Source organism: Pseudomonas sp. F-14 TE3482, from assembly GCF_053629455.1.
Genome location: NZ_JBRJII010000001.1, coordinates 4,952,142 through 4,966,400 on the forward strand (window position 1 = coordinate 4,952,142; position 14,259 = coordinate 4,966,400).

Annotated in this window: 13 protein-coding genes; 9 read left to right on the forward strand and 4 right to left on the reverse strand. The window is 57.5% G+C overall.

What is annotated here, in order from left to right; translation table 11 throughout:
- Positions 1-251 precede the first annotated feature (251 nt).
- From AB7M26_RS22240 to AB7M26_RS22265, 6 genes are all read left to right on the forward strand, one after another.
- Positions 252-692, forward strand: a complete 441-nt coding sequence (locus tag AB7M26_RS22240; RefSeq protein ID WP_123496748.1) for a hypothetical protein — start codon at positions 252-254, stop codon at positions 690-692.
- Position 693: 1 nt separating this feature from the next.
- The gene (locus AB7M26_RS22245) at positions 694-1,266 is read left to right on the forward strand and encodes an adhesin (protein WP_123496751.1); all 573 of its coding nucleotides are present in this window, start codon (positions 694-696) and stop codon (positions 1,264-1,266) included.
- A gap of 51 nt (positions 1,267-1,317) precedes the next feature.
- Positions 1,318-2,613 (forward strand): heme utilization protein, encoded by a 1,296-nt coding sequence (locus AB7M26_RS22250; protein ID WP_123496753.1) that lies wholly within the window; start codon positions 1,318-1,320, stop codon positions 2,611-2,613.
- 62 nt (positions 2,614-2,675) lie between these two features.
- Positions 2,676-3,356, forward strand: a complete 681-nt coding sequence (locus AB7M26_RS22255) for a C39 family peptidase (protein ID WP_123496755.1) — start codon at positions 2,676-2,678, stop codon at positions 3,354-3,356.
- Positions 3,357-3,388: 32 nt separating this feature from the next.
- Positions 3,389-4,126 carry a hypothetical protein gene (locus AB7M26_RS22260; RefSeq protein WP_123496757.1) on the forward strand — a complete coding sequence of 246 codons (738 nt, stop codon included), beginning with the start codon at positions 3,389-3,391 and terminating at the stop codon, positions 4,124-4,126.
- A 46-nt stretch (positions 4,127-4,172) separates the two neighbouring features.
- On the forward strand, positions 4,173-5,453 hold the full coding sequence (locus tag AB7M26_RS22265) for a transporter (RefSeq protein ID WP_123496759.1): 1,281 nt from the start codon (positions 4,173-4,175) through the stop codon (positions 5,451-5,453).
- 68 nt (positions 5,454-5,521) lie between these two features.
- Here the strand turns inward: AB7M26_RS22265 and AB7M26_RS22270 are convergent, their stop codons facing one another.
- Complete coding sequence (locus AB7M26_RS22270; RefSeq protein WP_123496761.1) at positions 5,522-6,847, reverse strand: sigma-54 dependent transcriptional regulator; 1,326 nt, start codon at positions 6,845-6,847, stop codon at positions 5,522-5,524.
- Between the two features lie 342 nt (positions 6,848-7,189).
- Here AB7M26_RS22270 and AB7M26_RS22275 point away from each other — a divergent pair, with 342 nt between their 5' ends.
- The 3 genes from AB7M26_RS22275 to nhaB all read left to right on the forward strand — a co-directional run bounded on the left by AB7M26_RS22275 (position 7,190) and on the right by nhaB (position 10,602).
- Entirely contained in the window at positions 7,190-7,453 is a 264-nt protein-coding gene (locus tag AB7M26_RS22275) for a hypothetical protein (RefSeq protein WP_123496763.1), read from the forward strand.
- 279 nt (positions 7,454-7,732) lie between these two features.
- A complete protein-coding gene (locus AB7M26_RS22280) occupies positions 7,733-9,022 on the forward strand; it encodes an NHL repeat-containing protein (protein WP_123496765.1) in 1,290 nt (429 codons plus the stop codon).
- Positions 9,023-9,099: 77 nt separating this feature from the next.
- Positions 9,100-10,602, forward strand: coding sequence for a sodium/proton antiporter NhaB (nhaB, locus tag AB7M26_RS22285; RefSeq protein WP_123496766.1), 1,503 nt, complete (start codon positions 9,100-9,102; stop codon positions 10,600-10,602).
- A gap of 115 nt (positions 10,603-10,717) precedes the next feature.
- On the opposite strand, the gene AB7M26_RS22290 is transcribed toward nhaB, so the two are convergent.
- The 3 genes from AB7M26_RS22290 to gnd are packed head-to-tail and all read right to left on the reverse strand — an operon-like array spanning position 10,718 to position 14,036.
- A complete protein-coding gene (locus AB7M26_RS22290) occupies positions 10,718-11,539 on the reverse strand; it encodes an HAD family hydrolase (protein WP_123496768.1) in 822 nt (273 codons plus the stop codon).
- Positions 11,536-13,059, reverse strand: a complete 1,524-nt coding sequence (gene zwf / locus AB7M26_RS22295) for a glucose-6-phosphate dehydrogenase (protein ID WP_123496770.1) — start codon at positions 13,057-13,059, stop codon at positions 11,536-11,538. The genes AB7M26_RS22290 and zwf overlap by 4 nt, the downstream gene beginning before the upstream one ends.
- Complete coding sequence (gene gnd, locus AB7M26_RS22300; protein WP_123496772.1) at positions 13,056-14,036, reverse strand: phosphogluconate dehydrogenase (NAD(+)-dependent, decarboxylating); 981 nt, start codon at positions 14,034-14,036, stop codon at positions 13,056-13,058. Before gnd ends, zwf begins: the two co-directional genes overlap by 4 nt.
- Positions 14,037-14,259: the final 223 nt, after the last annotated feature.

The window sequence follows — 14,259 nt, forward strand, 5'->3', positions numbered from 1 at the left end:
TCGTCTTGTCATGCGATGTGTTAGAACGCTGATACATCCCGCCATAAAGCTTGGATCCAGTGCTATTGCAATCTCTTATCAATATTGCCCTCCCACTGGCTGTCTCAGACCTGAAACACCCTTTCATCGATCCACTAGCGTTGATCGATAACCCTCTGAATCAAAACGACAATCGAAAACCGGCACAGCTTTCGCTCGCTCCTTCGAAACGTTGATTGGGACCCGCCCACATCAAAGAAGGAATTGCCGCCGTGGGGACATTTGATAACAGCATCTTTAGCCTGCTACTGATCGGATGTGCACTGGGCTCAAGTGTCAGCCTGCCCGTACAGGCTGACAACGGCATCATTATTATCAAACGTGATGTCCAACCGCGCATGGCAACGCGTGCACCGGTGATTCCCGACCCTAGCCCCACGACCGCCAATGCCAACCCGTCCAGACAAGTCCTCAGGCAAACGAACGAGTTGAGCGACGGCGACTTCGCCAACGTCGCCAGCGGTGCCGGTATCTCCCGCCTGGTCACTCAAGGCACCCACAACAACCTGGGCGGCAATATCACCAACCAGACCCAGCTTTCCAACCTCCCCGCTGGACGTTCGGGAAACTCGGGCAACGGTATTGCCAACATGGTCAATTCAAATGTCCAGCAAGGTCTGGGTGCTCTGAGAGTTGTAACGGGAGACCGTTGAGATGAATCGTACGCTGCTGCTGTTGGCCCTGTTTTGCAGTGCATCGACCTTTGCCCAGCCTCCCGTCATCAATAACGCCGAAATCGACGGTTCGGGCATGCAGCACCAGGGCAACCTCTCGGTCAACCAGGCGGCGGGCGATCAGCAGCAACAAGCCAACGCCCGGGCCATCGCCATTGGCAACAACGCCAGTGCTACCACACAGATTCGCCAACGGCTGCGTACGCAGGTCGACCCCAGGATCGATGCTCGATCCAGCATTCAAGGCAACTCCTTCAGCCACGGCAACGGCGTACTGGGCGTCAACCAGAGCGCAGGCGCCAGCAACCAGCAAGCCAATGCCCTGCGGATAAGTATCAGTACACAGCCGCAAAGTATCGACGACAGCGTCCTCATGCAGCAGAACGTGACGCTGATCCACAACTCCGATCCAACTGACTCTGCACCAGGCAATCGCCAGGTCGCTACCAGCGATCAGGCCTTCACCGGTAGCCGTGGGGTGATCCAGTTGAATCAGAGCTCCGGGGTGGGAAACCGAATGGCCAACACCCTGAGCGTACGGGTCACGGATTGATCCAAACAGGTAGACACAACACTTAACCTAAAATAAGTACGGAGAATCACCATGAAACCTTCGATGGCACTCAAGCCTCTGGTTTTCGCAATTGCTGCGGTCATGGCTGTTGCTGTACAAGCTGGGCAGAACGATTGGCGTGACAATGACCACCACCATGGTCATAAACCCCCTCCTCCAACAAAGATCCCTGTCTATGCGACGGCCAATGCGTGGGATAACCAGAGCAGTACCGGCAACCGCATCCGTAATGAAGGGACTATCAACGAAGCCGAGATGAGCAGCTCTGCCACAGGCGCCAGCGGTAACGTCGGCGTCAACGTGGCGGCAGGTAGTGGCAACCAACAAGACAACGCGTCCGCCATCGCCAATGCTGCCTCAAACTCCAGTCAGGACAACAGCTTCGTGTTCGGCACTGCTGAAGCCACCGCCGACGTCACGCAATACAGCAACAACAACAGAGTCAACAACTTCGGTAGTACAGCCTCTGCCGTGATGAACGGATCGGGGAATGGTGGCAGCGGCAATATGGGTATCAACATTGCTGGCGGCGACCTTAACCAACAGAAAAACACCATGGCCATTGCCAACACCAATGCCCCGCTCGGTAACGCAATAGCCACCGCTTCTGCCGATCAACAAGGTCCTGGCCTGGTAGTGAATAACAACGCCGATCGGACAACTCGCCTGGATACGATAACCGTTACCACAACGGCCAGCGGTAGTTCCTCTCGCGACAAGTCTTCCGATTTGAGCGTCAACAAAAGCGCTTCTTCGAGCTTCGATGTGAGTGGTTCCAGGAGCGCTGATGCGAGTGGTTCCAGAAGCTCCGATGCGAGCGGCTTCAGAAGCTCGGACAGCAGCTCCAGCCGCAGTGCTTCTTTGAGCGCTGCTTTGGACGCGTCTGCGAATGCCACCAGAACTGTTACCTGGAACAATGGCAATGGCGATCGCACCCGCACCAGGACTGTCGACGTATCGGTTGACGCATCGATCGATGCAGATTTCGACGCATCGCGTGAAAGATCGAGCGACTCCTCGTTCGAAAGATCGTTCGATAAGTCGTGGGAGAGCTCGTCGGCCTCCTCGTTCGAAAAATCGGGCAGTAAAGAGTCCGAATCTTCGTACGACAAATCGAAAAGCTACAGCGAGAGCAGTTCTTTTGATTTGAGCAACACCTATTCCTATCAAGTGCTGACTCCAACTGGCTGGGCCAACCCTGTAACCAACACCGCAACCCTGAACGGCTCGGTAAATGGTGGCAGTGGCAACCTGGGCGTCAACGTGGCTGCGGGTGTGGGCAACCAACAAAGCAACTCGTTGGCCATTTCCAACAACTCGTTCTAATTGCTGTCTCTGGAGGCCCCCTTACGGGGGCCTGTTTCAACACAACCAGAAGGCGTCCTTCCATGCGCATTATTGCTTTGGCATTTTTGCTGTGCGTGGCCAGTGTGAGCGAGGCTGCACAAATGCCGCTGTCCGTCCTGCCGGGTGGCGCGGTGGTGTACAAGCCGATCCAGAGCATTCGCGAGCGTAAGTTTGCCGACCTGGTGCAACAGAAAACCGACTTCAGTTGCGGCGCAGCTGCGCTGGCAACCATATTGCGCCAAGCCTATTGGCTGGACGTGAATGAAGAACAGATCATCGAAGGCATGCTGGCACATTCCGATCAAGACCTTGTCCGTGTCCAGGGCTTCTCCATGCTCGACATGAAGCGCTACGTGGAAAGTATCGGCATGCGGGCACGTGGCTACCGGGTAGCGCCGCAAACGTTGAGCGACATCAGAATTCCGGTTGTGGTGCTTCTGGATATCCGTGGCTACAAACATTTTGTGGTCATGCAAAGAGTTCACAAGGGCTGGGTCTATATCGGAGATCCGGTACTCGGTCATAAACGCTACAAAGTTGACGACTTTGTAAAAGGCTGGAACGGCATCATCTTTGCGGTCATCGGCCAAGGCTACGACAAAGCCAATGCATTGCTCGACCCACCCATGCCACTGACCGCCAAGAACCGCATCAACGCCTTCACTCCGGTGCGAGACGCAGAATTGATGGATTTCGGCTTCATTCAAAGCGACTTCTTCTGATAACAAGGAGCACGACGCTCCGGGAGCATCACATGAAGACTCCACTCTGGCTGGCCGTGGTTTGCCTGGCCGCCAGCCTCCCGACCCAGGCACAGACGTTCAAACCCATTGAGCTGAAGGATCAGGAATTGGCGACCCTGCGCGGGCGCTATGTCATGCCGGGGCGGATCATCAGTTTCGGCATTGTCATGACCAGCACTTGGCAAAATGCCAACGGTGAAGTGATCGGGGCAACGTCCTCGATGCAAATTCAACAATCGACCATCAAGCCACAGTTCTATGTATCGATGATCAATGAAAAGGGTAATGGCTCAACGACTTCGCAAGGCACCGGCACCGTCACTGGCGGCAATGGCCTCAACAGCACCGAAGGCGTCACTCAAGTCGTGCGTGCTGCCGGCGACCATAACAGTGCCTACAACAACGTTCAGATCAACGTCACAAAGGCGAGCCAGGCGCCAGCAACGCAACAGCAGGGCCAGGCGTTGGCCGCAGGCTCGACGTTGGTCGGCGCCAATGGCGCGGGCGCGTTGAGCGTTTCCTCGACCTCTACGGGTATGCAACTCAACATCGTGGCCAACAACAACCAGGGCAGCACCGAACAACGCCTGGCCCAAGGCGGGCTGATGCAGAACACGACGTTGCTCGGTGGTGGTAACCAGGTCAACAACCTCACGTCACTCAATGTCGTGCTGCGTGACAACGCGGCAGCCGGGTCGCTGAACGGCAACCTGGATCAGCTCAAAGGTCTTCGCACTCAAGGATTCTGATCTACGCTCAGTGTCACCCGATGTAGTCAGAAGGGACGGCTAACCCATGCACCGATCGTTGACGTTCAGAGCTATCGTTTGTTTGAGTAGCCTGGCCCCGGTCCCACTGTTGTACGCAGCACCGGACCCCCAGGTCGAAGCACTAAAACAAGAACTCATGGAGTTGAAACAGCGTTACGAAGCACAACAGAACGCGCTTATGGTACTCGAGCAGCGCATTCGCCAAGTCGAAGAAACACCTGCGACGCCTGCCCCCAAACGCCTGACCAAATCCCCCGCAGAAACGCCCGGCAGTGGTCAGACAGTGGCTGCCGGTGCGCCGGGAACCACGGGCAGTTCATACGGCCAATCGCTCAAGGATGATTCGCAGCCTGCGCAAAGCGTTTCCAACCTGTATGACGAAGCCAGCGGCTTCTTCGGTGGCGGCAAGTTCAGCTTCGAGACCGGTCTGACGTACACGCACTACGATACCCGTGCATTGGTACTCAACGGCTTTCTGGCACTGGACTCGATTTTCCTTGGCAACATCAACCTCGACCGTATCAAGGCGGATAACTGGACCCTGGACCTGACCGCCCGCTACAACGTGGCACAACGTTGGCAGTTCGACATTAACGTCCCCGTGGTGTATCGCGAATCAACGTATTCCTCCGGTGGCGCCGGTGGCGCAGGCCCGGTGACGTCGGACGCAACCGTGACCCGCGACCCGACCATCGGCGATATCAACGTTGGCGTTGCCTACAAGTTTCTGGATGAGTCGGCCAATCTGCCCGACGCGGTCTTTACACTGCGCGTCAAGGCGCCGACCGGTGAAGACCCTTACGGCATCAAGCTGGTCAATGACCCGAACAACGATAACCTCTCGGTACCCGAGGAGTTGCCTACCGGCAATGGTGTCTGGTCGATCACTCCGGGTCTCTCACTGGTCAAGAGCTTCGACCCGGCCGTACTGTTCGGCAGCCTGGCCTACACCTACAACATGGAAGACTCTTTCAGCGACATCAGCCCTCAGGTCAACTCCAAGGTGCCCGGGGATGTGAAACTGGGGGATTCCTGGCAGATCGGCGCCGGTATTGCCTTCGCCTTGAACGAGAAGATGAGCATGTCGTTCTCGTTCACCGATCAGTTTGCCAGCAAGAGCAAGATCAAGCCGGACGGTGGCGACTGGCAATCGATTTCCAACAGCGATTACAACTCGGCCAACTTCAACATCGGCATGACCCTGGCCGCGACCGATAACCTGACGATCGTTCCCAACCTCGCCATCGGCCTGACCGACGACTCGCCGGACTTTTCTTTCAGCCTGAAATTCCCGTACTACTTTTAACCGTTTCACCCCCATGGAAAAGGCCCGCTGCGATGGAAGTCGCAGCGGGCCTTTTCGTTTCACCCGCCCTAGCGGATTTGGTGCTTATGCAGCAATCGGTAAAAAGTCGGCCGCGACACCCCCAGAACTCTGGCGGCGACACTCAGGTTATCGCTGTGCCGGTTCAACACATCGCACAACGCCTGACGCTCGGCGCGGGTCTTGTAGTCTTCAAGGGTGCCCATCGGCGAAGCGGTGGCGTGTTGACTGAGCAACCCCAGGTCTCGCGCCTCGATCTGCCGTCCTTCGGCCAGAACCAGCCCCCGCCGTACCCGGTTGGCTAGCTCGCGGACGTTGCCCGGCCAGTCATGCTTACCCATGGCGATCAGCGCGTCTTCGCTAAAGCTGCGCGGACGACGACCGGTTTCATGGCTGTAGAAATGGGAAAAGTGATTGGCCAACATCGAGAGATCACCATGGCGCTCGCGTAGCGGCACGGTGATGACTTGCAGGACGTTCAAGCGGTAGTAAAGATCTTCGCGAAAGCGTTTCTTCTCGATGGCCGCTTCCAGGTCGACGTGCGTCGCCGCCAATACCCGCACATCCACCGGAATAGGCTGGTGGCCCCCTACACGCTCAATGTGTTTTTCCTGCAGGAAGCGCAGCAGATTGGCTTGCAGTTCCAAGGGCAAATCACCGATTTCATCGAGAAACAGCGTTCCGCCGTTAGCCGCCTCGATCCTCCCGACCTTGCGCTGATGAGCGCCGGTAAAGGCGCCCTTCTCGTGGCCAAACAGTTCGGACTGGATCAAGTGCTCGGGGATCGCCCCGCAGTTGATCGCCACGAACGGTTTGCTGTGACGCTGGGATTGTCGATGCAGCGTGCGAGCGACCAACTCCTTGCCGGTCCCACTTTCACCGCGAATCAGCACCGGGGATTCGGTGGGTGCCAGTTTGCTCAGCAGTTTGCGCAGTTCGCGAATCGGTTTGCTGTCGCCGAGCAGTTCATGTTCAGGCTGATCGATATGAACCGTGCCCTGGCCGCGCAAGCGTGCCATACCGAACGCTCGGCCCAGAGTGACCTGAACCCGTGAGACATCGAACGGCAGGGTATGGAAGTCAAAAAACCATTCACAGACGAAGTCTCCGACATTTTGTAATCGCAGGACTTCTTGATTCAGCACTGCAATCCACTCGGTACCACTACGGGTGATCAATTCCTTGACGGCTTCCGGGCGCTCCAGATGAAAGGGCTGCAAACGCAACAGGCCAACATCGCAGGTTCGTTCAGTGGCGTTTTCCAGCGTACAGCTGTCAACATCCCATCCAACGGCGCGTAAACCCGGCAACAAGCGGTGGCAGTCGTCGCAAGGATCCACTACTAAAAGACGTCGTAAGGCAGGCGCTTCGATCATGACTGTTCCTTGACGCCAAATTTAGGAAATATTAGTAAAAACAGTCATTTGGCGGGCTTCGATGTAACACTAGCAAGAATTTGACGCGAGCTTGTATCGATTGCTTATAGGGTTGTTTGCTTATTAGTTATAAGAAGTCAGTTGGTTAGTTGCCTAACGGGTTAAACCTTTCATTCAGCTTTCAGAAACGGCCTGAATATCGAATCAATCAAAGAAAGTTAAAATTTCTTTCGATTGTGTGTGACCTAAACCCCGGTTGCGGACATCAGTACAAGTAACCAGCCGAACGGTAAGCCCAACCGACGGCACATCACTTGTTTGGGCATATAGAGAGAAGATCCCATGAACGCCCCGCTCCGTATCAACGAAGCACTTTTGATTGCCGACCGCGCATTCCAACCCTTTCAATGCGTGGCCTGGGCTCTACAAGACGGTAGCGAACTAAACCTGGCCATCATTGATCGCACCAACACGCGCATCAGCCGCAAACAAATTCCAAGCAGCGCCTACTCCGATCCGGCGCAACTTGAACATGTGCTGGAAGAAGCCCGTGCCGAGTTGAGCCAGGAAGGTTACACACTGCAATCATGGTCCATGCCGCACTAAATGTTTTCGCGGATTGCCTTCCGGCAATCCGCGCCCCCTTCTTTTTAGTTGACGATTTTCTACAGTCAGCTGCGCAAACCCTCCCCTGTTTCAACTTCTAACCGCCGGTTTACTTGGCAGGCTTTTCAGTGGTTCGAAAAGACACTGTTCTGGCACAAAACGCCCCCCCTCCGGCTCATGAAAACAGTTGTGCGCCGAGTCATTCAGGGATTGAATGTTTTACTCAGGCGGTCACCTTCCGGGCACCCGGATCAGGACGACTGGCAAGGAGATGCATGCATGTCACCCCAGACTGCTTTTGCCTTACCTGCAACCGTGAATGGCGCCGAACGGCTCGATGCGAGTTTCGCTGGCACCGGCAAGACTCAAGTGTATTTTTCCGGCAGTCTCTCCAGCATGGCCAATGACATTGCGATTGACCCTGTCGGCCGGTTGCTGGTGGCGGCAAAAGTCGGTACGCCGGGCGGCCATCGCTTCGGCCTGGCCCGTCTGCTTGCAGATGGTTCGGCGGATCTGGCATTTGGCAAACAAGGCAGCATCAGCGGGCAGTTCGCCCACGGCTTCGAAGCCATGGCCGGCAAAGTGCGGGTGTTGGCCGACGGGCACATTCTGGTGGCCGGCCTGCATTACGAAAATGCTCACCGTACGCTGCCTGCCCTGGCGATGTTCGATCAGCAAGGCTGCCCGGTCCAGGGGTTTGGCGACAATGGATACTGCGTGGTGCGCCTGCCGGGTGATCTTTCCCGGGGCGCTCGCGATGCCTGGTTACCGCGCGGCATGCCGGGCACTGAAGCCTGTGATGTCTGCGTGCAGGACGACGGTCGAATCCTGCTGCTGGCCAATCATCACTTCGACCTGGCCGATCACGCCGGCATGCTGATACGACTCAACGCCGACGGTTCGCTGGACGATAGTTTCAACGGCCGTGGTTTCGTCATGGTCCGGCACCTGTTAATGAACACCTGGCTCTGCAGCTTGATGGTGCAGCGCGATGGTCGGATCCTGGTGAGCGGAACAATCAATGTTCCCGAGGAAGGTCTGCTGGCGCGTTATCACCCGGATGGCCGGCTGGACGACCGCTTCGCCGTGGATGGTTTCATGACCTTCAAGGCACGCGAGCACAGCGCTCGGGTCTGCCAGATCGTCCAGCATGAAAACGGTGACTTGCATTGCTTTGGCAGCAGTCGCGACCCGATGCTCTGCCTGTCTCTGAAAGTTCACAGTAATGGCCGGCCGGATTTTCATTGCCACGGTGGCCAGCCAAAGCTATTGGGAGTCGGCCGCAGCGACTGCCACTGGACCGCCGCCGGGGTTCAGCCGGACGGGCGAGTGCTGACCGTCGGAGCGACAGTCGGCGGGGTCGAAGCTGATCTCGTTTTTGCCCGATATTTACCCAGTGGACAGCTGGATCGCAGTTTTGCCAAGGGCATCGGCTGGTGTCGCACACACCTGAGTCGCGGTTCGCATACTGCCACTTCATTGGCCATTCAGGCCAACGGTTGCATTGTCATAGGCGGCTATTCACTGGACGGCAACTGCCGCGCAGTCGTCGCGCGTTATCGGTGTTAGGCCAACGTCATTTTCCGCACTTGATCTTCTGTTGTTCTTACGGCAACTTGCGCGCTTCTTAATACAAGGAGTAGCCGATGTCTGGTTCAATGGCCCAAGCCTTCGCGCATAATTTTCTCGGGCACTCACCTCGTTGGTACAAGGCGAGCATTGTCGGCTTCCTGATTCTCAACGCTCTGGTGTTGTGGACAGTCGGTCCGGTGGCGGCCGGCTGGTTATTGGTGCTGGAGTTTATTTTCACCCTGGCCATGGCGCTCAAGTGTTATCCGTTGATGCCCGGCGGGTTGCTACTGGTCGAAGCATTGCTGCTGAAAATGACCACGCCCCAGGTGCTCTATGATGAGCTGGTGCACAACTTCCCGGTGATCTTGCTGCTGATGTTTATGGTGGCAGGCATCTATTTCATGAAAGACCTGCTGCTGTTTCTCTTCTCGCGCTTGTTGTTGGGGGTTCGCTCCAAGGCCCTGCTGGCGTTGATGTTCTGTTTCCTGTCCGCGTTTCTCTCGGCGTTTCTCGATGCGTTGACCGTGACTGCGGTGATTATCAGTGCGGCGGTGGGTTTCTATTCGGTGTATCACCGCGTCGCCTCGGGTGGCGATCCGCGTCAGGACAGCGAAATCAGCGATGACCGGCACTTGCCCACGCTCCATCACGCCGATCTCGAACAGTTCCGCGCCTTCCTGCGCAGCCTGCTGATGCACGGTGCGGTTGGCACCGCGTTGGGCGGTGTGTGCACGCTGGTTGGCGAGCCGCAGAACCTGTTGATCGGCCATGAAATGGGTTGGCACTTCGCCGAATTCTTTTTGAAGGTCGCACCGGTGTCGTTGCCGGTATTGGCAGCGGGTCTGGTGACTTGCGTACTGCTGGAGAAACTGCGCTGGTTCGGCTATGGCACGCTGCTGCCGGACAACGTGCGTACGGTGCTGGCCAACTACGCCGCCGAAGACAACGCCGCACGCACTGCACGTCAGCGCGCTGCGTTGATGGTTCAGGGCGCGGCAGCGCTGATTCTGATTGCCGGCCTCGCGTTTCACGTCGCCGAAGTCGGCTTGATCGGTTTGATGGTGATCGTGCTGATCACCGCATTCACGGGCATTACCGATGAGCATCGCCTTGGCAACGCCTTCAAGGATGCCATGCCGTTCACGGCGCTGCTGGTGGTGTTTTTCGCAGTGGTGGCGGTGATTCAAGACCAGCAACTGTTCACACCGCTGATCCAGTGGGTGCTGGCGCTACCGACAAGTCAACAGCCGGGCATGTTGTTTATTGCCAATGGCTTGCTGTCGGCCATTAGCGACAATGTGTTCGTGGCGACCATTTACATCACCGAAGTGAAACAGGCGTTCCTCGCCGGTCACATGAGCCGCGAACAGTTTGAAACCCTGGCGATTGCGATCAATACCGGCACCAACCTGCCGAGCGTGGCGACGCCCAATGGTCAGGCGGCGTTCCTGTTCCTGCTGACCTCGGCGATTGCACCGCTGATTCGCCTGTCGTACGGGCGGATGGTATGGATGGCGCTGCCTTATACCGTGGTGATGGGCGTGTTGGGCTGGTATGCGGTGAGCTACTGGCTGTAACACCGGCCAAATGTGGGAGCGGGCTTGCTCGCGAAGGCGATATGTCATTCAACAACGATGTTGAATGTGACGGCCTCTTCGCGAGCAAGCCCGCTCCCACATTGGTTTTGTGTCGTTATCGAGGGAGGATGTATTGCTCGATCGCCTGGGCCGCGCCGTCTTCGGTATTGGCTCCGGTCACCACGTCGGCCTGACGCTTCACCGCCTCTTCCGCCTGCCCCATGGCGATCGCCAACCCGGCCCGGTGAAACATCGCCGGGTCATTGCCACCGTCACCCAGGGCGGCGGTCTGTTCCAATGACACCCCGAGAAACTCCGCCAGTGTCGCCAATGCCTCGCCCTTGTTAGCCAGCATCGCCGTCACGTCCAGATAGATCGGTTGTGAACGCGAAACCTGCGCCTGCCCTTCGACCTTGGGCAGCAACTGCGCTTCCAGTGCGATCAACAGTTCGGCGTTGTTGCTGGCCGCGACGATTTTGTCGATACGTGCAAGGTAAGGCTCGAAATTCTCGACCACCACCGGCGGATAGCCGAGGCCATGCTGTTCTCGAGGAACCATCGGGCCGTACGGATCTTTCAACAGCCAATCGCCACCACTGAACACCCAGACTTCAATGTCCGGCTGATCGGCAAACAATGTCAGCGCCGTCAGCGCCGCCGTTGCCGGCAAATAATGTGCAACCAGCACACTGCCGTCCGGGTTTACGAGGGTGCCGCCATTGAAGGCCGCCGTCGGCAGATCGACACCCAGGGCCTCGATCTGCTGCAGCATGGCTTTGGGCGGACGCCCGGTGGCCAGGCTGAACAGTACGCCAGCCTCGCGCAAGGCGCGGACCGCTTCGATCGTGCGCTGACTGAGGCTGTGATCAGGGAGCAGTAACGTGCCGTCCATGTCGCTGAGCAGAAAACGGATGGGCTGTTGCGTTATCTCACTCATCCGACGCTGTGCCAGACGCGGCCGTCGCGGGTGAGCAGCTCATCAGCAATCTGAGGTCCGTCTTCGCCGGCCGCGTAGTTCTCCACCGTTGCGTCCTGCTGCCAGGCATCGAGGAATGGCTGCACGGCGCGCCAGCCGTTCTCGATGTTGTCGGCGCGCTGGAACAGCGTCTGATCGCCGGTCAGGCAGTCGTAGATCAGGGTTTCATAGCCGGTCGATGGCTGCATCTCGAAGAAATCCTTGTAGGCAAAACCCAGCTCGATATTGGCCATGTTCAACGCCGGCCCCGGCCGCTTGGCCAGCAGGTCGAACCACATGCCTTCGTTGGGTTGAATCTGGATCCGCAGGTAGGTCGGCTGCAACTCATCGACCTCGGTGTCGCGGAACTGCGCATACGGCGCCGGCTTGAAGCAAATGACAATCTCGGTGTCGCGCGCGCTCATACGCTTGCCGGTGCGCAGGTAGAACGGCACGCCGACCCAGCGCCAGTTGTCGATCATGACTTTGAGCGCGACATAGGTTTCGGTCGTGCTGTCGGGCGCCACATTGGCTTCCTGGCGATAACCGGGCAGCGGCTCGCCACCAATCTCGCCGGCGGTGTATTGGCCGCGCACCGAGTTGGCTCGCGCTTCCTCGGTCGACCAGGGGCGGATCGCGCCGACAACTTTGGCTTTTTCGCCGCGTACCGCATCGGCGCCAAAAGCAGCCGGTGGTTCCATGGCCACCATCGCCAATAATTGGAACAGGTGATTGGGCACCATGTCCCGCAGGGCGCCGGTGACCTCATAAAAACTGCCACGGGTTTCCACGCCGACGGTTTCGGCGGCGGTGATTTGCACGTGGTCGATGTAATGGTTGTTCCAGAAGGCTTCGAACAGGCTGTTGGAGAACCGGCTGACCAGAATGTTCTGCACGGTTTCCTTGCCCAGATAGTGATCGATCCGGTAGATCTGCTTTTCCGTCATCACTTTGAGCAAGCACGCGTTCAAGGCTTCTGCGGTATGCAGATCAGAGCCGAAAGGCTTTTCGATCACCACCCTTCTGAAGGCATCGGGGGTTTCTTGCAGCAATCCGGCAGCACCGAGACGCCGCACCACTTCGCTGAAAAAGCGTGGCGCGGTGGCCAGATAGAAAATCGCATTGCCCGTGCCGCTGTCGGCGATTTTCGCCGCCAGCGCTTCGTAGGTGCGTTCGTCAAGGAAGTCGCCCTGGACATAGCTGATGTGCTTGGCCAGTTTGGCCCACAACGCCGGATCAAGGGCTTGATCGCCCTTGCCAACCTTGGCCGCCACTTCCACCCGAATGAAATCTTCGAGCTTTTTGGCGAAGGCTTCGTCACTGATAGCGTTGTGATCAACGCCGATGATCCGCAGTCCATTCCCCAGCAAACCGTCGCGACTCAGGTTGTACAGCGCCGGCATCAGCAAGCGCTTGACCAGATCACCATGGGCACCGAACAGAAACAGCGTGGTAGGCGGTGCGGGTTCTGCCTTGGATTTCCTGCGGATCACATGGGTCATTTTTTCGGGGTCTCCACATGGCCGCCGAAGCCGAAGCGCTGGGCCGAGAGAATCTTGTCGCCAAAGGTGCCTTGCCCGCGCGAACGGTAGCGCGAGAACAGCGAGTTCGACAGCACCGGTACCGGTACCGATTGCTCCATGGCCGCTTCGATGGTCCAGCGACCTTCACCGCTGTCAGCCACCGAGCCTGAATAGCCGTCGAGCTTCGGATCGCTGGCCAGTGCGTCGGCGGTCAGGTCAAGCAGCCAGGACGACACCACGCTGCCACGACGCCAGACTTCGGCGATGTCGGCAACGTTCAGGTCGAAACGCTGATCTTCCGGCAGGTTGGTGCTGGCTTTGGTCTTGAGGATGTCAAAGCCTTCGGCGAAGGCCTGCATCATTCCGTATTCGATGCCGTTGTGAATCATTTTCACGAAGTGGCCAGAACCAGCCGGGCCTGCATGGATGTAACCGCGCTCGGCGCGATCGTCATCGGACTGGCGATCCTTGGTGCGCGGGATATCGCCCATGCCCGGGGCCAGCGTTTCGAACAGCGGGTCAAGACGCTTAACAGTGTCGGCATCACCGCCGATCATCATGCAGTAGCCACGCTCCAGGCCCCAGACGCCGCCGGAGGTGCCGACGTCAATGTAGTGCAGGCCTTTTTCCGACAAGGTTTTGGCCCGGCGGATGTCATCCTTATAGAAGGTGTTGCCGCCATCGATGATGGTATCGCCCGCTTCAAGCAAGGTACTCAGGGTGTCGATGGTGTCTTCGGTCGGTGCGCCGGCGGGCAGCATGACCCACACCGCGCGTGGTTTGGCCAGGCCAGCGACCAGGGCTGGCAAATCGGCAACACCGGTGGCGCCTTCTTCAGCCAGGGTATCGACAAAGGCGCTATTGCGGTCGTAAACAACGGTGGTATGTCCGTTGAGCATCAGGCGCCGTGCAATATTACCGCCCATGCGGCCCAGTCCAATAATCCCGAGTTGCATGTACTGATGCTCCCTACTACAAATAAAGTGTGTCAAAGGTTATAGCCCAACGCGACTCATTCGAGTTAGTCCAGCGTATGGGGATGAAGTTTCCGGGCATTGTGCCCGATCCAGACTGATAACGTCGGGAATCGTACCGAAGACACAACGACCATGAAAAATAAAAAAGTTCCCTTCGGGGGCAAAAGAAATCAAAATCGGCGCCGATAGTAAGTGAGCACCC

Coding starts and splice junctions, on each gene's coding strand:
- AB7M26_RS22245 (WP_123496751.1), top strand. CDS start 694: ATGAATCGTACGCTGCTGCTGTTGGCCCTGTTTTGCAGTGCATCGACC.
- AB7M26_RS22280 (WP_123496765.1), top strand. CDS start 7,733: ATGTCACCCCAGACTGCTTTTGCCTTACCTGCAACCGTGAATGGCGCC.
- AB7M26_RS22255 (WP_123496755.1), top strand. CDS start 2,676: ATGCGCATTATTGCTTTGGCATTTTTGCTGTGCGTGGCCAGTGTGAGC.
- AB7M26_RS22260 (WP_123496757.1), top strand. CDS start 3,389: ATGAAGACTCCACTCTGGCTGGCCGTGGTTTGCCTGGCCGCCAGCCTC.
- AB7M26_RS22275 (WP_123496763.1), top strand. CDS start 7,190: ATGAACGCCCCGCTCCGTATCAACGAAGCACTTTTGATTGCCGACCGC.
- AB7M26_RS22250 (WP_123496753.1), top strand. CDS start 1,318: ATGAAACCTTCGATGGCACTCAAGCCTCTGGTTTTCGCAATTGCTGCG.
- zwf (WP_123496770.1), bottom strand. CDS start 13,059: ATGACCCATGTGATCCGCAGGAAATCCAAGGCAGAACCCGCACCGCCT.
- AB7M26_RS22265 (WP_123496759.1), top strand. CDS start 4,173: ATGCACCGATCGTTGACGTTCAGAGCTATCGTTTGTTTGAGTAGCCTG.
- gnd (WP_123496772.1), bottom strand. CDS start 14,036: ATGCAACTCGGGATTATTGGACTGGGCCGCATGGGCGGTAATATTGCA.
- AB7M26_RS22270 (WP_123496761.1), bottom strand. CDS start 6,847: ATGATCGAAGCGCCTGCCTTACGACGTCTTTTAGTAGTGGATCCTTGC.
- nhaB (WP_123496766.1), top strand. CDS start 9,100: ATGTCTGGTTCAATGGCCCAAGCCTTCGCGCATAATTTTCTCGGGCAC.
- AB7M26_RS22290 (WP_123496768.1), bottom strand. CDS start 11,539: ATGAGTGAGATAACGCAACAGCCCATCCGTTTTCTGCTCAGCGACATG.